This window comes from Paucibacter sp. DJ2R-2, from assembly GCF_025717675.1.
Classification (GTDB): domain Bacteria; phylum Pseudomonadota; class Gammaproteobacteria; order Burkholderiales; family Burkholderiaceae_C; genus Paucibacter_A.
Window position 1 is genome coordinate 43,982 of sequence record NZ_JAJIRT010000009.1, and the last position, 21,047, is coordinate 65,028.

The 21,047-nt window shown below is 66.2% G+C and carries 16 protein-coding genes; 8 read left to right on the forward strand and 8 right to left on the reverse strand.

The window, feature by feature from the left end; genetic code table 11:
* Positions 1 to 69 precede the first annotated feature (69 nt).
* The 4 genes from LNV28_RS19020 to LNV28_RS19035 all read left to right on the forward strand — a co-directional run bounded on the left by LNV28_RS19020 (position 70) and on the right by LNV28_RS19035 (position 6,083).
* Positions 70 to 681, forward strand: a complete 612-nt coding sequence (locus tag LNV28_RS19020; RefSeq protein WP_263519639.1) for a phenylacetic acid degradation protein PaaY — start codon at positions 70 to 72, stop codon at positions 679 to 681.
* 230 nt (positions 682 to 911) lie between these two features.
* On the forward strand, positions 912 to 2,729 hold the full coding sequence (locus tag LNV28_RS19025; protein WP_263519638.1) for a PAS domain S-box protein: 1,818 nt from the start codon (positions 912 to 914) through the stop codon (positions 2,727 to 2,729).
* Positions 2,726 to 5,224 carry a two-component system response regulator gene (locus tag LNV28_RS19030; RefSeq protein ID WP_263519637.1) on the forward strand — a complete coding sequence of 833 codons (2,499 nt, stop codon included), beginning with the start codon at positions 2,726 to 2,728 and terminating at the stop codon, positions 5,222 to 5,224. Before LNV28_RS19025 ends, LNV28_RS19030 begins: the two co-directional genes overlap by 4 nt.
* Before the next feature lie 76 nt (positions 5,225 to 5,300).
* Positions 5,301 to 6,083, forward strand: coding sequence for an oxygen-binding di-iron domain-containing protein (locus LNV28_RS19035; RefSeq protein WP_263519636.1), 783 nt, complete (start codon positions 5,301 to 5,303; stop codon positions 6,081 to 6,083).
* Between the two features lie 47 nt (positions 6,084 to 6,130).
* On the opposite strand, the gene LNV28_RS19040 is transcribed toward LNV28_RS19035, so the two are convergent.
* The 3 genes from LNV28_RS19040 to LNV28_RS19050 form a co-directional block, all read right to left on the reverse strand.
* On the reverse strand, positions 6,131 to 7,225 hold the full coding sequence (locus LNV28_RS19040) for a M48 family metallopeptidase (protein WP_263519635.1): 1,095 nt from the start codon (positions 7,223 to 7,225) through the stop codon (positions 6,131 to 6,133).
* A gap of 5 nt (positions 7,226 to 7,230) precedes the next feature.
* Complete coding sequence (locus tag LNV28_RS19045) at positions 7,231 to 8,379, reverse strand: DUF898 family protein (RefSeq protein ID WP_263519634.1); 1,149 nt, start codon at positions 8,377 to 8,379, stop codon at positions 7,231 to 7,233.
* Between the two features lie 71 nt (positions 8,380 to 8,450).
* Complete coding sequence (locus LNV28_RS19050) at positions 8,451 to 9,392, reverse strand: PfkB family carbohydrate kinase (RefSeq protein WP_263519633.1); 942 nt, start codon at positions 9,390 to 9,392, stop codon at positions 8,451 to 8,453.
* Between the two features lie 142 nt (positions 9,393 to 9,534).
* On the opposite strand from LNV28_RS19050, the gene moaA reads away from it, so the two are divergent.
* Genes moaA through LNV28_RS19065 form a run of 3 tightly spaced genes read left to right on the forward strand, consistent with a single transcriptional unit; the run spans position 9,535 to position 11,857 of the window.
* A complete protein-coding gene (moaA, locus tag LNV28_RS19055; protein WP_263519632.1) occupies positions 9,535 to 10,686 on the forward strand; it encodes a GTP 3',8-cyclase MoaA in 1,152 nt (383 codons plus the stop codon).
* A gap of 3 nt (positions 10,687 to 10,689) precedes the next feature.
* Entirely contained in the window at positions 10,690 to 11,304 is a 615-nt protein-coding gene (gene mobA / locus LNV28_RS19060) for a molybdenum cofactor guanylyltransferase MobA (protein ID WP_263519631.1), read from the forward strand.
* Entirely contained in the window at positions 11,297 to 11,857 is a 561-nt protein-coding gene (locus LNV28_RS19065) for a GNAT family N-acetyltransferase (RefSeq protein WP_263519630.1), read from the forward strand. Before mobA ends, LNV28_RS19065 begins: the two co-directional genes overlap by 8 nt.
* A gap of 12 nt (positions 11,858 to 11,869) precedes the next feature.
* Here LNV28_RS19065 and LNV28_RS19070 read toward each other — a convergent pair whose 3' ends face one another.
* Positions 11,870 to 12,634 (reverse strand): YceI family protein, encoded by a 765-nt coding sequence (locus LNV28_RS19070; RefSeq protein ID WP_263519629.1) that lies wholly within the window; start codon positions 12,632 to 12,634, stop codon positions 11,870 to 11,872.
* Between the two features lie 104 nt (positions 12,635 to 12,738).
* Between LNV28_RS19070 and LNV28_RS19075 the strand changes: the two genes are divergently transcribed.
* Positions 12,739 to 13,284: an Mpo1 family 2-hydroxy fatty acid dioxygenase gene (locus LNV28_RS19075; protein ID WP_263519628.1), complete on the forward strand. Its 546-nt coding sequence runs from the start codon at positions 12,739 to 12,741 to the stop codon at positions 13,282 to 13,284.
* 20 nt (positions 13,285 to 13,304) lie between these two features.
* On the opposite strand, the gene LNV28_RS19080 is transcribed toward LNV28_RS19075, so the two are convergent.
* The 4 genes from LNV28_RS19080 to LNV28_RS19095 form a co-directional block, all read right to left on the reverse strand.
* A complete protein-coding gene (locus tag LNV28_RS19080; RefSeq protein WP_263519627.1) occupies positions 13,305 to 14,975 on the reverse strand; it encodes a methyl-accepting chemotaxis protein in 1,671 nt (556 codons plus the stop codon).
* A 312-nt stretch (positions 14,976 to 15,287) separates the two neighbouring features.
* Entirely contained in the window at positions 15,288 to 16,385 is a 1,098-nt protein-coding gene (gene apbC, locus LNV28_RS19085; protein WP_263519626.1) for an iron-sulfur cluster carrier protein ApbC, read from the reverse strand.
* Positions 16,386 to 16,469: 84 nt separating this feature from the next.
* Positions 16,470 to 18,992 (reverse strand): serine/threonine protein kinase, encoded by a 2,523-nt coding sequence (locus LNV28_RS19090; RefSeq protein ID WP_263519625.1) that lies wholly within the window; start codon positions 18,990 to 18,992, stop codon positions 16,470 to 16,472.
* Positions 18,993 to 19,076: 84 nt separating this feature from the next.
* The gene (locus LNV28_RS19095; RefSeq protein WP_263519624.1) at positions 19,077 to 20,915 is read right to left on the reverse strand and encodes an HDOD domain-containing protein; all 1,839 of its coding nucleotides are present in this window, start codon (positions 20,913 to 20,915) and stop codon (positions 19,077 to 19,079) included.
* Between the last annotated feature and the right edge of the window lie 132 nt (positions 20,916 to 21,047).

The window sequence follows — 21,047 nt, forward strand, 5'->3', positions numbered from 1 at the left end:
ATTCACGATTCACGATTCACGATTCACGATTCACGATTCACGATTCACGATTCACCCATCCCCCCATCCATGCCCACCTACTCCATCGACGGCGTCATCCCGGTCGTCCACCCCAGCGCCCATGTCCACCCCACAGCCGTGCTGATCGGTGATGTCCACATCGGCCCGGGCTGCTACATCGGCCCCTTGGCCAGCTTGCGTGGCGATTTCGGCCGCATCGAAATCCACGAAGGCGCCAATGTCCAGGACAACTGCGTGGTGCACGGTTTCCCGGATTCCCTGACCGTGGTCGAACGCAATGGGCATATCGGCCACGGCGCCGTGCTCCATGGCTGCATCGTGCGCCACGACGCCCTGGTCGGCATGAATGCGGTGGTCATGGACGCGGCCGAGGTCGGCGCCTACAGCATCGTTGCGGCCTGCGCCTTTGTCCGCGCCGGGCTCAAGCTGCCCGAGCGCTCGCTGATCGCCGGCCTGCCGGCCAAGGTCATGCGCGAACTCAGCGATGACGAAATCAGCTGGAAACGCGCCGGCACCGAAACCTATCAAGACCTGACCCTGCGCTGCCGGGCCAGCTTGAAAGAAGTGGCGCCGTTGCCCCAGGAAGAGGTTGAGCGGCCACGCCTGCAGGTCCGCGAGCACCGCCCCAAGAAAGAAGGCAAGACCGATCAACAGCGCTGAAGCTGCCGCTGGTCGCTGACCCAAGAAACAAGCAAGCTGGACGGCTGTTGCCGGGTAGACTCGGAATTGACAAACATCAAGATAGATGGGGTCTGCACCGATGTCGTTGAATCCACGATGTTTCTCAGGGAGAGAACCAGCATGCAGTTCCCGATGCAATCGGCCCGCGGGCGCCACGCCGCCCGCCCCAGGCGCGCCGAAACGGAAGTCGGTCTGTGGGCGCATCAAACATGAAGGCGGAGCCGGCTGACCACGCGGTACTCGACAGCCTGTTCGCCAGCGATCTGCCAGTCGGCTTGGCCGTGCTGGACCGGCAACTTCGCTACACACGGGTGAACCGGGCCTTGGCCGAGTTCAATGGCGTGCCGGTCGAGAAGCTTTTGGGGCGCAGCGTCGCCGAAGTGCTGCCGCTGGCCTTCGACAAACTCGAACCCCTGCTGCGCGCGGTGCTGGACCATGGTCATGCGCTGGAAAAGTTCCGTGTTCAGGTCCTGGTGCCCAGTCATCCAGACACGCCGTCCGACTGGGAAGCCAGCTACCTGCCCATACGCGATGCTGAGCAAGTGGTGGTGGGCATACTGGTTCAGGCTGTCAACATCACCAGCCATCGCAAGGCCGAGGCCATCCTGAGGGAGAGCGAGGAGCGCCTACGCCGGGTACTCAACGGTTTGTTCGCCTTTGTCGGCGTACTCAGCACCGAGGGCATCTTGTTGGAAGCCAACCGGGCGCCGCTTGAAGCCGCTGGCATCGGCATCGACGAGGTCCGCGGCAAGGCGTTCTGGGATACCTATTGGTGGTCGCACGACCTGGATCTGCAAACTTGGCTGCGTGGCGCCATGATCGAGGCCGCCGAAGGCAAGGTGATACGAAGTGACGTCATCGTGCGCATGCGTAACGACAGCCGCATGACCATCGACTTCATGCTGGCTCCGTTGCGCGACGATGGAGAGCAAGTCACCCACGTGATCGCCTCCGGCATCGACATTTCCGACCGCGTGCACGGCGAGCGGGCTCTGCGGGCCAGCGAGGCCCGCTTTCGCAGTGCTTTCAACGCCGCCCCTGATGGCATGGCCCTGGTCAATGGCGAGGGCCGTATCCTGCTCGCCAACACCGCCATGGACCGGCTGTTTGCCTGCCTGCCCGGGACGCTGGAAAACAGCGACATCAACGAGCTTGTGCCCGTGGCTTCACGCCCCGGTCATCCGGCACTGATCAGCCACTTCTTTGCCCATCTCCAGACCCGGCCCATGGCCAAGCGCAGGCGGCTGCAGGCCTTGCGGCATGACGGCAGCAGCTTCAATGTCGAGGTAGGGCTGAACCCGATTCCAGGCAGCGATCCTCCCGAGGTGTTGGCCACCGTCATCGATATCGACGAACGCCTGGCTGCCCAGGCCCAGATTGAACGCGCCCTGCAGGAGAAGACAGCGCTGCTCAGCGAAGTGCACCACCGGGTCAAAAACAATCTGCAAATCGTCTCCAGTCTCTTGCGCCTGCAGTCGCGCTACGTCGATGACTCGGTCAGGGCCGTGCTGCGTGACAGCAAGAGCCGGATCCGCGCCATGGCACTGACCCACCAGCTGCTCTACGAACGCAATGACTTCTCTGCACTTGAACTGGGCCCCTACCTCAAGCGACTGGCCACCTTGCTGCACGACAGCTACGCCAACCCCGAGAAAGCCCTGGAACTGAAGGTGCAGGCCGACGATGAAGGCATGGCGATCGATTTGCAGGCGGCCATCCCCTGCGGGCTGATCGTCAACGAGCTGGTCACCAATGCCTTCAAGCACGCCTTCCCCAATCGGAGCAACGGGCGCATCGTGATCAGCGCAAAGCGCGCCGACGACCACAGCCTGCAGATAGAGGTCAGCGATGACGGCATCGGCCTGCCCAGCGATCCTGACTGGGAAAACAGCAAGACATTGGGCTTTCAACTGGTCCCCATGCTGACCGAACAACTCGACGGCACGCTCCGTCTGATGGCCGGGCAAGGGACCCGTGTGAGAGTCAACTTCATGAACTCAAGGGATGCAAAGGAAACCACGACATGACGGACTCCATGGTTGTGCCGGCGGCGCCACGGCTGGCGCGCATTCAGATCGTCGAGGACGAGCGCATCGTCGCCTTGGACCTCAAGCAGGACCTTGAATCCCTGGGCTATGAGGTCAGTGGCATGGCCGCGTCGGAAAGCCGCGCCGTCGAATTGGCCCGCGGCGACCGCCCGGATCTGGTGCTGATGGACATCAACCTCGGCCACGGCGGTGACGGCACGCGCGCTGCCCACACCGTCATCAGCCAGCTGAAGATCCCCGTCATCTATCTGACCGCCTATGCCGAACCGGCCACCTTGGAACGAGCCGGTTTGACCGCACCTTACGGCTACTTGCTCAAGCCCTTCGAGCTGCGCGAACTGAACGCCACCATACGCATGGCCCTGGCACGGCGTACAGCCGAACAGCAGGCCGAACGGGCCGAGCAGCGCTACCGCCTGGCGCTGGATGCCGCGCAGCTGGGCGTGGTGGAGTTCCGGCCGGACTCCGATGACATCGAGCTGCACGGCCATATCAAACCCCTGTTCGCCAGCGAGCCGCGTGGCTTTGCGATTTCGCGCCAGGAATTTCTGGCTTGTATCGATGAGCGGGCGCGCCAGCAGATGTCATGCTTGCTGGCCCCCGGCGGATCCGTCCACTGCGTGACCCGCTGGCGCCCAGAGGAAGAGCCCCCCGTCTGGCTGGAGATCAAGGCCTGCCATTTTCCCGAGGAGGGCAAGATCATCGGCGTGTTCCGAGACATCAGCTTGCAGCGGGAAAGCGAGGCGCAGTTGCGCCGAGCTGCGGTCGTGTTCGAATCCGCCGCGGATGCCATTCTCATCCTCGACGAACAGTTGCGCGTGCGGGCCGTCAATCCGTCGTTCAGCCAGATGACGGGCTGGCTCTTGCATGAGATCGTCGGGCGCGATGTGCGCGGCTTTCTGCACGCGCAAAGAGTCGGCGATGCCGCCGGCTTTCACGCCCTGGGCAATCCGGCAGCGCCAATCAGCAGCAGCGCCGCCATCTGGCATGGCGAGACCATCTGCCGGCATCGCGATGGTCGCGTCTTTCCGGCCTGGCAGCATCTTGCGCCCGTGCTGGACACGCAAGGCCAGCTCAGCCACCAGGTGCTGACCTTCACCGACATCTCGGCCCTGCGCCGCGCCGAGACCCAGATCCAGCACCTGGCCTACCATGATGCCTTGACGGGACTGGGCAATCGCCATCATCTGGAGATTTGCCTGCGCCACTTCATCGCCGGCGATGCGCGCCTGGACTCCCCTGGTGAAGGCCGCGATGGCGCCCGCTTTGCACTGCTCTTTCTCGACCTCGATGGCTTCAAGACCATCAATGACACTTTGGGTCACAGCGTCGGTGACGAGCTCCTGATCAAAATCGCGCGCCGCCTTGAGCTCTGCCTGCGCCGTTCCGATGTCTCGGTGCGCCTGGGCGGTGATGAATTCATCATCCTGCTCAGCGATATCACTCGCACCGAGGACGCCACTACTCTGGCCGAGAAGCTGCTGGCCGAGATCCGTTTGCCGGTTGAGCTGGAAGGCCGTGAGCCCGTCTCCGTGTCGGCCAGCATCGGCATCGCCCAATTTCCTGACCATGCCAACACGTCCGACGCGCTGATCCAGGCAGCCGACACCGCCATGTACGAAGCCAAGGCCGGCGGTCGCAACCGCTACGAGGTCTTCAGCGCCACGCTCTCGGACAAGGCGATCGCCCGCATGCAGATCGAACAAGGCCTGCGCCGCGCGCGCCTGGGCCACGAGCTGGTGCTTCATTGGCAACCCATCATCGACATGGCCCGCCACCGCGTCATCGGTGCCGAAGCCTTGATGCGCTGGAACCACCCGGAATTGGGGCCCATCAGCCCCGACCGTTTCATTCCAGTGGCTGAGGAGATCGGACTGATCGAGGACTTCGGCCGCTGGGCTCTGGACCAGGCCTGCCGTCTGGGCGTGCGCTGGCTGGCGAGCGGCCGCCCGCTGGACCGGCTGGCCGTCAATATTTCGGCACGCCAGCTGCAGCGCCCCGGCTTTGTCGATGTGGTCGCGCAAGCCCTGGCCCGCCACGGCCTGCCGCCGGCCTGCCTGGAGCTGGAGATCACCGAATCGACCCTGCAGTCGATCGACAGCGGCCGATTGATCCTGGGCGAGTTGCGACGCCTCGGAGTCAAGCTGGCCATCGACGACTTCGGCACCGGCTTTTCATCCCTGTCCCTGCTCAAGTATTTCCCGCTCGACCGGCTCAAAATCGACAAGAGCTTTGTGCGCGACATCGAGCGCGCCGGCAACGACCTGGCCATCGTGCGAGCCATCGTCGCTCTCGCAGACACTCTGGGCCTGGCCATCACGGCCGAAGGCGTGGAGACCGAGCACCAGCGCCAGGCTCTGCTGAACCTGGGCGTCAGCGATGCCCAGGGCTGGCTCTACAGCCCCGCCCTGCCCGAGGCGGGTCTGCTGGCCCTGCGCGGCACGCTCAAGCCGGCAGGCGGCGGCGACGCTTGATCTTGCTCAAGGGCGCGCGAGCCCGGCCTCGCTAGAGTGGCGCCATTCCACTGCCGGATTCGTCCGTCCACGCGCCATGTCCATCGAACTGTTCCGTCAGGGCTCACACCAATGCCTGATGTTCTCCAAGCTCAGCCTGGAGGACGGCGAGGCTGTGCAATCCAACCAGTTCTTGCTGGTCCATGGCAACACCGGCGCGATCCTGGACCCGGGTGGCAATATCGCCTACAACGAGCTCTACCTGGGCCTGACCCAGACCATGGCGCCGCACAAACTGGCCGCCATCCTGGCCTCGCACGCCGACCCCGACATCATTGCTTCACTGGACCGCTGGATGACGGCCACCACGGCGCCGGTCTATATCTCGCGCATCTGGGAGCGCTTCGCACCGCACTTTTGCAAGCCCGGCAAGACCGCCGGCCGCATCATCGGCCTGCCCGACGCCGGTCAGCGCCTGCGCCTGGGCCAGGGCAGCGACGACAGCTTCGAGCTCTGGGCCCTGCCCGCCCACTTCCTGCATGCCGAGGGGAACTTCCAGTTCTACGACCCGATCAGCCGCATCCTCTTCTCAGGCGACCTCGGCGCCTCGCTGGGCGCCAACCTGGACCCGGCCAAGCAGGTGACCGAGCTGGACGGCCACATCCGCCACATGGAAGGCTTCCACCGCCGCTATATGGTCAGCAACAAGGTCATGCGCCTGTGGGCGGCCATGGTGCGCGAGTTGCCCATCGACATGATCGTGCCGCAACACGGCAGCCCCATGAGCGGCCCGGCCGTGCAGCAATTCATCGCCTGGGCCGAGAGCCTGGCCTGTGGCATCGACTTGATGGGACCGGCCGACTACCGCATTCCCGACTGAGCGGGCTTCCGGCTCACCCAAAGTGCATTGCAGACGATGGACCCGCGTCAGCGCGGGGCGGCCGGCAGCGCTTGCAGTGGGGCCTCCTCTTCGGCAGCCCAGGCCTGAGCCCGGCGCAAACGTTCCTCGGTGCTCGGGTGGCTGGCGAATCCGTCGAGCAAGGAGGCACGCGACCCTTGCGCGAGTTCCTGCTTTTTGAATTGCTGCCAGGTCGAAACCAGGGTGGCAGCCGGCAGGCCGGCCTGGCGCAGGAATTCGCGCGCGTCGGCATCGGCCTCGCGCTCGTCATCGCGCGAATGAGCGCTGGAACGCAGCAGAAACACCAAGTTGGCTGCCACCGAAGAGAAGTCCCCCAGCACCGCCCCGGCCACACTGCCCAGGCCGATGGAGCGCAGGGTGCCGCGAAGGGCGTGACGATGCCGCAAATGTCCGAGCTCATGGCCCAGCACGGCCATCAGTTCCTCGTCGCTGAACTGGGCCACCAAGCCATCGAGCAGGACCACCGTGCCATTGGGCAGGGTCAGGGCATTGAAGCCGCCCTCCGCACTGTCGAACTGGGCCTCGCGCGCAAACCGCAATTTGGGTGCGGGATCCATGGGCGGCAAGCGCTTCATCACCGATTCGAAACGCGCCACAAGGCGCTGCTGCCGGTCCGACGGCACCTGGCTGGGCCGCCACTCCGCCTCCAGGGAGTCCTCGACCATCCGCCCAAGCCCGCGATCAACGCTGGGCGGCAGGAGCGGCATGGCCGCACTGGCCAGCTTGGGCGCCCCCCACTGATCAAAACTGACCAGCACGGCCACCAGCAAGAGCAGGCAGAGGCCCATGGCAGGCACGTTCGCGAGCAAGCGCTCCTCCCAGGCCGGCCGCAGCCCAAGTGCAGCCTGCAGGCGCGCGGCGTCTAGGCTCACGCAGAGGGTGCTGCCATCCGGCAGGTCAAGAGGCTGCCGCGCCAGACCCAAGCTGGGACGCAAACGCAAGCGCCGGGCCTCGAAAGGACCGGCCAACGGCGCCAACTCGGGCCGCGGCTTTTCGCCCCAGGCACAGAGCCACAGGCCCTGTCCATCCACACGCCAACGGACCGTCTGCCCTTGAGCCCGCCGACCGTCGAACCACTGCCCCCTCCCCTCACTGGAGCTCATGGTGCTCACCACCCCAGGTCCAGGCCGAACAGATCGGCCGAACCTTCAGCCACCGTCGAGCCGGCGGCGGTTCGTGGTGATCGCAAATCCAGCTCTGCCCATGGACGCATGGAACGAAGCTTGAGCGACTCGATGCGATAGCGCGCCAGCGTTACGGCGGCAAAGGGCCAGTAGAGGCCCAGGCTCAACACCACCAACAGCATCTGCGACAAGGTCATGCGCCACAAAGGCCAGGCCTTCATCTCCCCCACGAAGCTCACCGGCCCCAGCCGCGTGCGATCCCAGACCACCCGCTGCAGGCGGGCCGCGAAGAACGGCCAGACCAACAGCCAGACCACGGCGCCGACCAAGATGCCGACCCACACATTGGCATAGCGCATCCAAGGCGCTAGCCAGGCTGAAAATTCCGGCCACCGACTCATGCCCTGCAGGACGATGCTCGCCAGCAGGAACTGCAGCAACAGAGCCAGACAAAGCAAGCAGGTCAACAGGGCATAGAGCTTGTAAAACTCCCACATGCTGGAACGGTAGGCGAAGCGCCGCCCGCCAAAGCGGGCGCAGCTGTGCTGGCCCGCCTTGAGCCGGGCATGCGCCCAGGGGCCGACGATCGCGAAGATCAAGGCCAGCAGCAGCACGTTGCCGTGGTTGAAGCGAAGCTCGAGACCGAATTCTTCTGGCACGGTATTGAGCTGCCAAAGCAGCAGCACCGGCAGGCAGATCCAGTAGGCCCGGTGCCGCGGCATCTGAAAGCCGAAACGCAGGCCGCGCCAGCTGCTGTTGACCAGGCGGAAGCGCTGGGCACTGGCGAACAGCAACGGGCCCAGCAGAAGCAAGACGGCCACCATCAGCCAGCCGGCCGTCTTCGACCACATAAAGGCATAGCCATTGCCGACCAGCAAGAGCAAGGCCACCAGCCGGCCCAGCAGCAGACGACGCGGGTCGGCGTGGTAGTCGAAGTTGTCGTCGAGCAGCCAAGTGTGCTGGGCAAACCAGCGCGCCTTGCGCACCTTGGCCCAGGGCGAATACAAGCCCAGACTGAGCAGATTGAGCAAGGTGTTGAGCACCCAGATTCGAAAGTAGTCAGCACCACGGCCACTGAAGCGCAGATGGGTTTCATGCCAGCCAGAAGCGCGCAAATGTGGCGAAGCTGTCACGCTGGCTGCGGTGGAGCCTTCAAGAGCCGGCTGATGCGAAGAGACGCTCGGCAAGGCGAGCTCAGACCCGCTCACAGCCCCGATTTCAGCAAAACCCGCTCCGCCAGCGTGGCCACCAAGGCTTCCGAGGGCGGGCAAAAGCCCGCCGCGCCGCAGGCCGCGGCTTCGGCGGCCACGGCCCAGCGCAAATGCTGCTGCGTCGGTGCCGCCCGGTGGTGCAGGCAGCTGAAGATCAGACCAGCAAGACCGGATTCCCGCGCACCGACCGGGTCGACCGCCTCGTGGTCGGCAATCTGCGCATGCCATTCCTCGCGCCCGCGGTAGAGCGTGGCGTGGCCGGCCACGCCGTGCTGAAGCAGCAGCACAGCATCTGGGTTCCAGGCGCTGATCTGGGCCAGACCCAAGCGATAGTCCTGCGCGCGAAACAGGCCGCGCAGTTCGGCTTCGGAGACCTGGATCACATCAGCCAGGCGGCACATGCGTTCCAGAGTTTCGTCGTAGCGCGAGTCCATCTGCAGGCTGAACTCGGGCGCGTAGCTGAGTGTCTTGCCCTCGGCTTTCAAACCTTCGGCCAGGGCCAGCAAACGCATGGCCAGGGGTTGGCGCACCAGGCTCATGCCGCCGAAATGAGCCCAGCGCAAGGCCTTGAGCCAAGCATTGGGCAGGCCCTCGGGGCGGAAATGCAGGTCGGCACTGTCCTGACCGACAAAGAACTGTGGCGCTTCATCATCGCGGCTCAGGGCCAGCAAGGGCGGCTTGGGCAGTTGCTGGATGAAGCGCAGATCCAGGTTGGCGTCGCTGCTGTCGATCCAGATTTCCTGGCCGAACTGGTCCTGACTGATGGCGCCGGCAAAGGCGCTGAGTTCGCCCAAAGTGGACAGAGCCACGGCCACCTGCCAGGGCGCGCCACGGTTGCGGCTGCGCCAGAGATCGGGGCCGCTGCGGCTGAGCTCGGTATAGACGGCGCCAAAAGCGATGAAGTGAGGCAGGTCAGGATGGAGTACGCCGGTCATGCCTCGCATTCCAACTGTTGCGCGCGCTGAGGGCAAGCCCCCTCTTGGGGTGATAGTCACAGCTGTGCGCCAGGCGGCCCCGGCCGAGGCCAAGCCGGCCTTCGCCAGGCCTGGCTTCTGCGCAGCGGGCACAATGGCGCGCATGGTCAACAAGCCTGTGATTCCCATCGTCGATCTGCGCCAAACCGAGAGTTCGCCTCGGGTCGCCTCCTTAGGCGCGTTTTCCGAGCTTGCCGCCCCCAGCTCGGGCGAAGCCAGCCCGCCACACGATCTGCTGGGCCGCCCCCTGCGCGATCTGCGCATTTCGGTCACCGACCGTTGCAATTTCCGCTGCAGCTACTGCATGCCCAAACAGGTCTTCGACAAGCATTACGAATTCCTGCCTCATAGCGAGCTGCTCAGCTTCGAGGAAATCACCCGTCTGGCGCGCAGCTTCGTGGCGCTCGGGGTCGAAAAGATCCGCCTGACCGGCGGCGAGCCGCTCTTGCGAAAGCATGTTGACCGCCTGATCGCCATGTTGGCCGAGCTGCGCACACCGGCCGGCCGGCCCCTTGATCTGACCTTGACCACCAACGGATCCCTGCTGGAACGCATGGCCGAGCGGCTCAAGCAGGCCGGCCTGCGGCGCGTAACCGTCAGCCTGGACGGTCTCGATGACGCCATCTTCCAGCGCATGAACGATGTCGGCTTCCCGGTCGCCTCGGTGCTGGCCGGCATCGCTGCCGCGCAAGCAGCCGGGCTGGGACCCATCAAGGTCAATATGGTGGTCAAGAAGGGTGTCAACGACAGCCAGATCCTGCCCATGGCCCAGCATTTCCTGGGCTCCGGCGTACAGCTGCGTTTCATCGAGTACATGGACGTCGGCGCCAGCAATGGCTGGCGCATGGATGAGGTACTGCCCTCGGCACAGCTGCTGGAGCGCCTGGGCGAGCAGTTCGATCTGCAGCCGCTGTCGGCCAGCGCGCCCGGCGAAACCGCGCAGCGCTGGCGCATCAGCCGCCAGGGCTTGAGCAGCGAGATCGGCCTGATCTCCAGTGTCAGCCGCGCCTTCTGTGGCGACTGCAACCGGGCCCGCCTGTCCACCGAAGGCAAGCTCTACACCTGCTTGTTCGCCCACCGCGGCCAGGACTTGCGCAGCCTGCTGCGCAGCCCGGCCACGGATGCACAAATCGAGGCCACGGTGGCTGGCCTGTGGTCGCAGCGCAGTGACCGCTACTCGCAGCTGCGCAGCCAAGGCCTGGGCGAGCCGCCGGTTGGCGAGCGCCGCATCGAAATGCACTACATCGGCGGTTGAGCCATGGTGGGCAGCGGCCGTCCGGACGCCATCGAGAACATCACCGGCCTGGTGCTGGCCGGAGGTCTGGGTCGCCGCATGGGCGGCGTGTCCAAGGGCTTGCAAATGTTCAAGGGGCGGCCGCTGCTGGCCTGCGTGCTGGAGCGGCTGCAGCCGCAGGTCGGAACCCTGCTCATCAACGCCAACCAAGAGCTGCAGCAGCACGGCCGCTTCGGCTGCCCCGTCGTCAGCGATGCCGACTCCGACTTCGCCGGACCCTTGGCCGGCATGCTGGCCGGTCTGCGGGCCTGCGGCAGCGACTGGCTGCTCAGCGTGCCCTGTGACAGCCCCTTCCTGCCCCTGGACCTGGGCGAGCGCCTGGCCGCAGCCCTGGTCAGCAGCGGCGCCGAGCTGGCCTTTCCCAGCTGCGCCGGGCAGGCGGAGCCAGTCTTCTGCCTGATGCACCGCCGCCTGGCCGACAGCGCCGCCGAGTTTCTGGCCCGAGGTGGCCGACGCCTGCAACAGTGGCAAGCCGCACAGAACCATGTCGTGGTCGCCTTTGATCAGCCTGGCGACCCGCAGGCCTTTCTCAATATCAACAGCCTGCGCGAATTGCAGGAGTGGCAAGACCATGCTTGAGAACTCCACACCCTCGCCCCAGCGAAGCCAGCTGGACTGTCAGATCCGCTTGATGCGCGAGGCAGACCTGCCGGCCTACAAGCAGCTACGTGATGGCATGCTGGCCGGACACCCCGAGGCCTTCACCTCCGACGCCCGCACCGAGCTGCTACGCGATGCCGAGAGCTACCGCGGCCGCCTCAGCGGCGGCGACGGCGGCGCCAACCTGTTCACCCTGACGGCTTGGCTGGACGGACAACTGGTCGGCGCCATCAGCTGCGAGCATGAGGCGCGCGTCAAGGTGCGCCACGTCGCCCATATCGTCGGCATGATGGTCAGCGACGGCCTGCATGGCCGCGGCGTCGGCCGGCAGCTCCTGCAACGCGCCCTCATGCTGCTGGAAGGCGAGCCGGTGCTGGAGCTGGTCACGCTCAGCGTCACCTCCAGCAACCTGGCCGCCGTGCGCCTTTATGAGAGTTGCGGCTTCATCCGCTACGGCCGCCTGATGGGAGCCATCAAATTGCCGGACGGCCGCTTGGTGGACAAGGATTTGATGAGCCGAAGGTTGCGCTGAGACCTGCCCCGCTCAGAGCCCCTGTAGCGCAAATTCGACCAGCAGCTCGTCCTGCACCGCCAGCAGCCCTCCTGCCACCGAGAACGGTGTCAAGCCGAAATCACTCTGGCGCAGCACCCAGGCGCCGCTCAGACGCACCGACTGCGCGTTCATTTCCACTTGCAGCGGCACTTCGTACTGGCGCGTGCGGCCATGCAAACTCAGTGCCCAGCGTGCCACCAGCTTGGGCGCCTCGCCGATCAGCTGCAGGCCCTGGATGCGCAGCTCGGGAAAGCGCTCGGCCTGCAGGCCGGCCTCGCCTAACATATTGCGCCGGGTGGCGGCAACGGCCTCGGGGCTCAGCGGCGAGGCCCAGCCGGGGCCCAATGCGGCGCGCAGCTCGGGAGGATCGAGCTGCAGCTCATCGAGGCGCAGCAGCAGCTCAAAACGAGCCGCCCCGGCGCCACGCAGAGCCGGAGCTTGCGATTCGGCATCCAAAGGCCACCACAGCAAACCCCGGACCTGCGGCGCAGCCAGCACATGGTTGTGCCCGAGTCCAGCCGCACGGCCGGCCCGGAATACATGGATATGGACCCGGCTGGCGGCAGGGTCCAGTCGGTACAAGCGCCCGCCGGCCAAGCCCTCCAGCTGCGCTTGCGCCAGGGCGAACTCCGGCAGGCTCGCCGCCTCCGCCATGGGGCTCGGCGGCGCTACGGTCGCGCAGGCACTGCACAAGGCCGCAGCCGCCAAGCTCAGGAGCAGGGTGTTGCACCGACGGCGTTTCTCGGGATTCTTCAAGGGCTGAGGCCTCACAGCAGGGAACTTACAAGCTCATTCTGACAGTGCGATGGGCAGCGCTTGCGCTAGCATCGCCTTCAAGACGCATCTCAAAGGAGCCAGCCATGGCCGCCAGCCCATTCCGCCCCGCCATCGATCTGATGGCCCAATACGCCAGCTACCACCGCGACCGGCGCAATATCGCCACCCACTTCGTCGGCATTCCCCTGATCGTGTTTGCCGCCGGTGTGCTGCTGGCCAGGATTCAACTCGAAGCCTTTGGCCTGCAGACCAATGGAGCCTGGGCGGTCTGGGCCCTGAGCACGGCCTGGTACCTGACGCGCGGCAATCTGGTGCTGGGCTTGGCCGTCAGTGCCGTCAACGGCGTGTTGATGGCCCTGGCCGAGCCGCTGGCCGCCGGCAGCGGCTCGCAGTGGCTGGCCTGGGGGCTGGGCAGCTTTGTGCTGGGCTGGATCATCCAGTTCGTCGGCCACTACTACGAGGGCAAGAAGCCCGCCTTTGTCGACGATCTGGTCGGCCTGCTGGTCGGGCCCATGTTTGTTGTCGGCGAGGCCTTGTTCGCCCTGGGCTGGGGCCGCGCCATGCTGGCCGAAATCGAGGCTCGCGTGGGCCCCACCCATCTGCGCGACCTGGCCCACCCGGCCACCTGAACACGGCTGGGGCGCGCGGCTCAACGCAAGGTGAAGACCGCCACCGCCTGCTGCAAGGTATTGGCCTGCTGACGAAGGCTCTCGGCCGCGGCCGCGCTTTGCTCCACCAGAGCCGCATTTTGCTGTGTGCTCTGGTCCATCAAGGTGACGGCTTGGCCAATCTCCGCCACCCCGGCGCTCTGCTCGCCACTGGCGGTGCTGATTTCGCCCATGATGTCGGTGACCCGCTTGATCGAGGCGACGATCTCCTCCATGGTGGAGCCGGCCTGATCGACCAGTTGGGTGCCACGCTCGACCCGCTCCACGCTGTCATTGATCAACTGCTTGATCTCCTTGGCCGCTTCGGCGCTGCGCTGAGCCAGGCTGCGCACTTCACTGGCAACGACTGCGAAACCCCGCCCCTGCTCGCCGGCGCGCGCCGCCTCCACCGCCGCATTGAGCGCCAAGATGTTGGTCTGGAAGGCGATGCCGTCGATCACGCTGATGATGTCGGCAATGCGGCGCGAGCTGTCATTGATGCCTTTCATGGTGTCGACCACCTGGCTCACCACATCGCCACCCCGGATGGCGACCGAACTGGCGCTGACCGCCAGCTGGTTGGCACTGCGCGCGTTGTCAGCGTTCTGCCGCACGGTGCTGCCCAGCACGTCCATGGATGAAGCCGTGCGCTGCAAATTGCTGGCCTGCTGCTCGGTGCGCGCACTCAGGTCGTTGTTGCCCTGGGCGATCTCGGCGCTGGCGGTGGCCACACCGTCGGTGCCATTGCGCACCTGGCTGACCGCATCGGCAAATTTATCCACCATCTGGGCCAGCACACCCATCACGCTCTGTGCATCGCTGCTCTGGTTGCGCAGACGCTGGGCCAGATTGCCGTCGGCGATCACCTGCACGGCCGCGACGACCTCGAAGGGCTCAGCGCCCAGACGCTGATTGACCCAATGCTTGGCATACCAAAGCAGGCCCAAGGTCGCCCCCGCCAGCGCCAGCATCAGACCCAACACGACCTTGAACCAGCGCGACTCGGCTTGTAGCGCCTCGCTGACCGCGGCCTCGGTGCGGCCATCCAGCAAGCGCAAGAATTCGTCCACCGGCGCCATGATCTTGGCCTTGTACTGGTGGTAGTTCTTGTCATGCATCATGGCCTGTGCCTTGGCCAGATCGGGCTCCCCCTTCTTGGTGTAGCCGCCATTGCCGTCTTCATAGAGGCCCTTGACCAAATTCATGGCGATGGTCTCGGTCTTGACCAAGTCGTCCGAGTTGCCAGCCGCCTCCTTGAGCTTGGCAAACTCGGCCTCGGTGAAGCCGGCCTTCTTCATGGTCTGCAGCAAGGGTTCCATCGTGCCGCCCTTGGCGCCCGAGGCGGGATCGCGGCCAGCGGCACGGAAGTCCCAGTAGATCTTCTCGTAGCCGGCCGGGCGCGCCTTCTTGCCATTGCGAATGTCCAGCACCTCAAAGTACTGCTGCTCCCAGACCGGGTCACCGCTCATCACATAGGTGCGCGCCAGCCGGGTCAGATCGTCGGAACTCTGGCGCAGCTCATCAGCCAGCATTGATGACACATAGCGCGCCTCCTGAGCCTTCGACAGTGCAACGCCGGCAGCATTGAGCTCATAGACCGACGCCAGCAAGAGCAGTACCAGGGCCGCCAGCACCAGTGTGGCGGCAGAGAACATCTGCTTGATCGTTTTCATGCAAAACCCCTTGGACCGAGACCGAAACTCAGAGCGGATCGCGGCACCGGGCGGGGGGAGCGGCACGAGGCAGGTACGGCGTTGCCGGCGCGGCACCCTGAATCGGCCGCCGGCTGCATCGCCCACTGTCGTCCTTCCCTGTTCGCGCACCTGGCAAGCCGCGACAACGACGACCGCAGCGGCGACCCGCATCGTGGCGGGGCATCTCGGCTTGCGGTACTTACAGGCTTTCGGTCAGCCCGGCCCAGACCTGAGGGCATTCACGGCATGCGGGAAAATTCACCACCAAGCCAAGGGCCTGGCCGGCCGAACTCAGCTGTCCTTGGAGATCGAGATGGTCGGGAACTTGGCCGAGTAATCCTTGGCCTGAGCGGCAATCTTGACCGCCACCTTGCGCGCCAGGGCCTTGTAGAGCACAGCAATCTCGCCCTCGGGCTCGGCCACCACCGAGGGCCGGCCGGCGTCGGCCTGCTCGCGGATGGACAAGGCCAGGGGCAGGCCGCCGAGATAGTCCAGGCCGTACTGCGCGGCCATCTTCTTGCCACCGTCGGCACCGAAGATGTGCTCGGCATGGCCACAGTTCGTGCAGATGTGAACGGCCATGTTCTCGACCAGGCCGATGATGGGCACGCCGACCTTCTCGAACATCTTCCAACCCTTCTTGGCATCGATCAGGGCGATGTCCTGGGGCGTGGTGACGATGATGGCGCCGGTCACCGGCACGCGCTGGCTCAGGGTCAGCTGGATGTCGCCGGTGCCGGGCGGCATGTCCACCACCAGGTAGTCCAAGTCCTGCCAGCGGGTCTGGCGCAGCAGCTGCTCCAGGGCTTGCGTGGCCATGGGGCCGCGCCAGATCATGGCCTGGTCGTCCTCGACCAGGAAGCCAATCGACATCAGCTGCAGGCCATGGGCCAGCTTGGGCTCCATCAGCTTGCCGTCCAGGCTGTCGGGTCGGCCCGAAGCACCCAGCATCAGGGGCTGGCTGGGGCCGTAGATGTCGGCGTCCAGCACGCCGACGCGCGCGCCCTCGGCGGCCAGCGCCAGCGCCAGATTGGCGGCGGTCGTGCTCTTGCCCACCCCGCCCTTGCCCGAGGCCACGGCGATGATGTTCTTCACGCCCGGCAGCAGCTGCACACCGCGCTGCACCGCATGGGCGACGATCTTGCTGCCGATGGTGATGTTCACCTGGCCGACACCGGGCAAGGTGCGCACAGCGTCCTCAAGACTGGCACGCAGGGCGGCATGCTGGCTGGCGGCTGGGTAGCCCAGCTCCACCTCAAAGGCCACATTGCCGGCGCTCAGGCGCAGGTTCTTGATCTGCTTGCCCGACACCAGATCGCTGCCCGTGTTGGGGTCGATCACAGTCTGCAGAGCTTGCAACACGGTGGCTTCTTGAACGGGGCTGGACATGGCGGCTGGACGAGCTTCTGGAAAGGGGCCCGCAGTCTAGCCGAGCCAGGAAAACCCTCACCCCGCAAGGCCAGCAGGGGGGGCTCAGCTCACCTGCTTGAAGGCCATCACTGCCTGGTTGCGCAAGGTGCGCAGCAAGGCCAGCTCTTTCTCGCCAAGGTCGATGGCGCCGGCCCTGGCCTTGTCGGCGTAAATCATGGCGAAAGGCTGGCCCTTGAGCAGCATGGGCAGCAGCAGAAAGCTTGGCGCGGCCACCGGCCCCTGGTACCAGGTTGGCAAGCGCTCGGCGATATTGGCAGCCGAGGCGTCGGCAATCAAGGTGTCGGCGCCCTTGTGGCAGACCGCCGTGAACAGGTCCACCGCGCCGCCGCTGGGCAGGCGCAGCGGCACACGGAAGGCCGGCACCACGGCCTCCACTCCCTCGCCCAGGCCGAAGCGACCGGTCAGTTGTTCACTCTTGGGATCGCGCAGGCAGAACACCACGCGCCGGAAGCCGATGGCACGGTAGATGGTTTCCAGAATCATGCGCAGCACTTCATTGAGCTTGAAGCTGTCCACCATGGCATTGGTGATGTCCTGGATGCCTGAAGCCATCATCTCCACCGCCTGCTCGCGCGTCAGCTGTTGGCCGCTGAGGCTGAGCGTGGGCTCCAGCACCTGGGTGGCTTGCAGCTGGTGTGGGCTCAAGGAATCGTCGGGCGCCGGCTGCAACGGCGCCAGCAAGCGGCGCGCCGGCGAGCCCTTGGGCAGGGCGATGCCCATGGCCTCGGCCATCTCGCTCAGGCGGGCACGGGCGCGGTCGGCCGCCTGGTCGAAATCGGCGGCGCTGACACCCAGGGCCCGGGCGTGCCGCTGGGCCATGGCGTGGACCCTGGCATGGGCTTGCTCCGGCTCGGTGTGCAGGATCACGTCGGCCACCGCATTGGCCGCATGGGCGAGCCAGCGCTGGCGTTCGGACGGTTTTTCGACCCAGCGCTGCGGCGGCTCCCCGCCGGGCCGGCGCATGCTTTCCTGCAAGCCATCGGGCAGGCCCCATTGGCGGGCCACGCCCAGACCGAGCTGCTCATAGCTCATGCCCAGGACCTGGATGGAGGCGCTGGCCTCGCTCAGGGCCGGCAGCGGGCGTTCGCCGGCTTCGCTGGCTTCCGGCCTGAGCATGCGCCGGACCTGGCGTGCTTCTTCCGGGAAATAGAACTCGGTCAGCGAACGGCCCAGGTGATAGAACATGCCGGCCAGAAAGGCCTCTTCGCTTTCCGGGCTGTTGACACAGAGCTCGCGCGCCAGCGACGCGGCCATCAAGGAGCGCAGAAATTCCTCGCGCAAGGCCTGGGCATGGGCCTTGTTTTCCATGCGCTCGAGCAGGATCAGGGACAGGGCCAGATTGCGGATGCCACCAAAGCCGATCAGGGCCACGGCGCGCGAGACCGTGCTGATGCCGCCGCCTTGGGCGCCACCGCTGGTGTGGCGGAACTGCACGGTGTTGACCAGGCGCAGCAGCTTTTGCGTCAGCGCAACGTCTTTGAGAATCTCGTTGGACAGGCTGGTCAGGCTCTCATGCTCGGACTGCGTCAGGCGCTGGATGCGGCTGATGGCCTGGCTCATGGCCGGGAAGTCGCTTTTGATGCGCATGCGGCGCAGCAGGAATTCCAGGGCCGCGCCCTCGCCCTGGGCGGCGGCCGCTTCTGGCGCAGCCTCGGGGTGCAGCCAGTGCGCCAGGGCATCGTGCATGGCCTGGGCACTGGGCCAGCGCTGGGCCGGCTCGCGAGCCAGGCCACGCTGGACGATGGCGCGCAAGGCGTCGTCCACCTCGGGGCCCAGGCCCGGCGGCAAATGCAGCTCTTGCTCGCGCAGCCGGCGCACCGAGGCCCAGGGATCGGCATCGTGATTGAGGCGCTGGCCACTGAGCATCTCGGCCAGAAGGATGGCGGCGGCGAACACATCCATGGCGGGAGACGGCGCTTCGCCACGCGCCGCCTCGGGGGACAGATAGGCGGGCGTGCCGACGATGCGCTGCGGCGCCTGGGCCTGCGCGCCCTTCTCCGGCGCGCTCAGGCGCCCGGCGATGCCGAAGTCCATCACGCGCGGCCGGCCCTTGGCGTCGATCAAGATGTTGCTCGGTTTGAGGTCCCGGTGCACCACGCCGGCCTGGTGGGCCGCCTGCAGACCGTCGAGCAGGCCCAGGCTCAGCTCGACCGCCACACGGGCCGGCAAGGCGCCGCCACTGTCCACCTGACGGCGCAAGCGGTCCGCCAAGGAGCCGCCGGCAACATATTCGAACACCAGATAGGCCTGGCCGTCCTGGATGTCGGCCTCAAACACCGGCACGATATTCGGGTGGTGGAGGCGGCTGACGGCGCGCGCCTCGTGCAGCCATTCGTCGACACTGCGGCCGTCGCTGGGCGGGTGCAAGACCTTCAGCGCCACCTCGCGGTCCAGGCGTGGATCATGGGCCAGCCAGACCGTGGCCTGCGCCCCCTCACCCAGGCGCTTGAGCAAATGGAAGCGGCCCAGCTGCGGCACATGCAGATCGCTCAGAGACGCGGGCATGGTGTAGGCACCCGAGTCGCCAGCGTCGGCGGCATCTTCAGCAGGGAGATCGGGCAGCATGGCGGGCAATTCGGGGTCCTCAGGCGAGCAGCGCAGAGACGCGGGTGGGCTATGGAGCGGACTTCATTTGCTGCACCACGGCGTTCAAGCACCACCGCCGGCTGCAGGCGGCGCATTGCCACCGGTCAAGCGCTTGCGCAAGGCTGACGCCCGGGGCCCCTCGCTCAAGGGCGGAGGCTGTTGGGCATCAAAGGTGGCCGGGGGCGGTGTCTCGGGGTTGAGGGCCAGCTTGATGTCCTGCAGCCCCAAGCCCAGGGCGCGGGCATAACGACGGGTGGCCGCCTCCACGCTGGGCTGGCGGCGCGCCTCGACCTGGGTCAGGGCATCGACCAGCTCATTGGCCAGGCTGCAGGTCAGACGCAGCAGGTCGGCGTCATTGTTGGGGTGGCGCACGGCCGCTTCAGGCGCCTGGCGACGGATCATGTGGACCAGTTCCTCGCCCAGGCTCCAATGCTTGGCCACGGCCGCGCCCAGCGCCTCCAGATCGCAGCCCAGCACGGCATAGGCAGCGGCCTGCTCGCTCATGCCCTGGGGATGGGGCTGGTCCTCGGTGGGCTCAGGCGGCTGCATCAGCTGGCGGATCTGCTGGGCATCGTCCGGGAAGTGGTATTGCAGCAGCAGGCGGCCGAGGTTCTGCATCACCGTGATCAGGTAGACCACCTCGCCGTCATAGCCGGCCGGGCGCAGCACCTGGGCGATCTGGCCGGCGCGGTGCACGCGCTTCATCAGGCTGCGCAGCATGGTGGCCTGCAACTCGCTCAGCGGACCGGGCCAGGGCTTGAGTGCACGCGCCGCCTGCTGCACGCCGTCCAGACCCAGCATGGCGATGGCGCGCTGCATATTGAGCACCGTGCCATCGACGGCCGCACCGCTTTGCTTCAAGGAATTGTTGACCCGGCGCAGCAGCTCCAGACTGAGCGCCATGTCCTGCAGCACCAAGGCCGACAAGGCGCTGGTGTGCTGGCGCTCCATGCTGGAGGACTGGGCGATGCGACTCAGCCCGGGGCTGCTGCTGGGCAGATGGCCGATGCGCTGCAGCTTGTCCATCAGCAAGGCGATCGGGCCGCCCTGGTCGCTGGCCGCCGTGGTGCGCCAACCGTCCAGGGCGCGCAAGAGCGTGCGGGCGATGTGATAACGCTGGCGGGCCTGGCGGTCGGTGGCGCGGTTGCTGATGGCGCGCAGCGGGTCGGGGATGGGGTGCGGCGTTTCCCAACCCAGGCGCACCAGTTCGCGGCCCAGCGGCTGCATCTGCTGTACGACGGCCTGCAGATCGCTCTGCTCCAGCACGGGCCGGCCGCTGAGGATTCGATGCAGCAGCAGGCCGACGCAGAGCACATCCTCGGCCGCCGACTCGCGCACGGCGCGGCGGGTGACGGTGTTGAAGTCCACGGTCGCCGGAAACACCTCCTGCGCCACCTCCAGGCCCAGCACACGGACCTGGTTGTTGGCGCCGATGATCAGCGTGGCGCATTGGACATCGCGGTGCGCATGCCCGGCCTCATGGGCAAAGGCCAGGCCTTCGAGGTATTGGCAGATCCAGTCGGCCGCCTCCACCGGCAGCGGCGCGCTCTGGCGCGCCAGGCGCTCGTCCAGGGTTTCGCCCAGGGCGCGGTCATAGGCCACAAACGGCCACTGTTCGACCTGGCCAATTTCAATGGCGTGAGCCAGATTGGGGTGTTGCACGCGCGAGGCGGCCTGGGCCATCTTCTGCCAATGCGCAGTCGCCGCGGCACTGTTGGGCGCCACCCGTGGCATGCAGAGAAACAGCTCCTGCCCCAGGCGGGCGTCATAGACCACCCACAACATGCTGCGCGCGCTTTTGCTCAACAAGGCGCGCAGCTCGAAGCGCCCGAAACGGCGCATGGGCGCGGCCGCCACCGCGGGCTTGTCAGTCGATGAGGAAGAGGCAGAAGCGTCAGACACAGGAAAGCGGGCCCCAACAGGACATCATGGATCGTTATCGCCCTATTGGACACAAAGCCCGGCACGGCAGTTGCAGCAAGCTGGGTGGGAAAGGCGGCCTATTTCCCCACCAGGCCTCAGCCTTGCAGCTGT

Bases quoted from the DNA above. Each gene is read 5' to 3' on its own strand.
- LNV28_RS19020 (WP_263519639.1), top strand. From the start codon at position 70: ATGCCCACCTACTCCATCGACGGCGTCATCCCGGTCGTCCACCCCAGC.
- LNV28_RS19025 (WP_263519638.1), top strand. From the start codon at position 912: ATGAAGGCGGAGCCGGCTGACCACGCGGTACTCGACAGCCTGTTCGCC.
- LNV28_RS19030 (WP_263519637.1), top strand. From the start codon at position 2,726: ATGACGGACTCCATGGTTGTGCCGGCGGCGCCACGGCTGGCGCGCATT.
- LNV28_RS19035 (WP_263519636.1), top strand. From the start codon at position 5,301: ATGTCCATCGAACTGTTCCGTCAGGGCTCACACCAATGCCTGATGTTC.
- LNV28_RS19040 (WP_263519635.1), bottom strand. From the start codon at position 7,225: ATGAGCTCCAGTGAGGGGAGGGGGCAGTGGTTCGACGGTCGGCGGGCT.
- LNV28_RS19050 (WP_263519633.1), bottom strand. From the start codon at position 9,392: ATGACCGGCGTACTCCATCCTGACCTGCCTCACTTCATCGCTTTTGGC.
- moaA (WP_263519632.1), top strand. From the start codon at position 9,535: ATGGTCAACAAGCCTGTGATTCCCATCGTCGATCTGCGCCAAACCGAG.
- mobA (WP_263519631.1), top strand. From the start codon at position 10,690: ATGGTGGGCAGCGGCCGTCCGGACGCCATCGAGAACATCACCGGCCTG.
- LNV28_RS19065 (WP_263519630.1), top strand. From the start codon at position 11,297: ATGCTTGAGAACTCCACACCCTCGCCCCAGCGAAGCCAGCTGGACTGT.
- LNV28_RS19075 (WP_263519628.1), top strand. From the start codon at position 12,739: ATGGCCGCCAGCCCATTCCGCCCCGCCATCGATCTGATGGCCCAATAC.
- LNV28_RS19080 (WP_263519627.1), bottom strand. From the start codon at position 14,975: ATGAAAACGATCAAGCAGATGTTCTCTGCCGCCACACTGGTGCTGGCG.
- apbC (WP_263519626.1), bottom strand. From the start codon at position 16,385: ATGTCCAGCCCCGTTCAAGAAGCCACCGTGTTGCAAGCTCTGCAGACT.
- LNV28_RS19090 (WP_263519625.1), bottom strand. From the start codon at position 18,992: ATGCTGCCCGATCTCCCTGCTGAAGATGCCGCCGACGCTGGCGACTCG.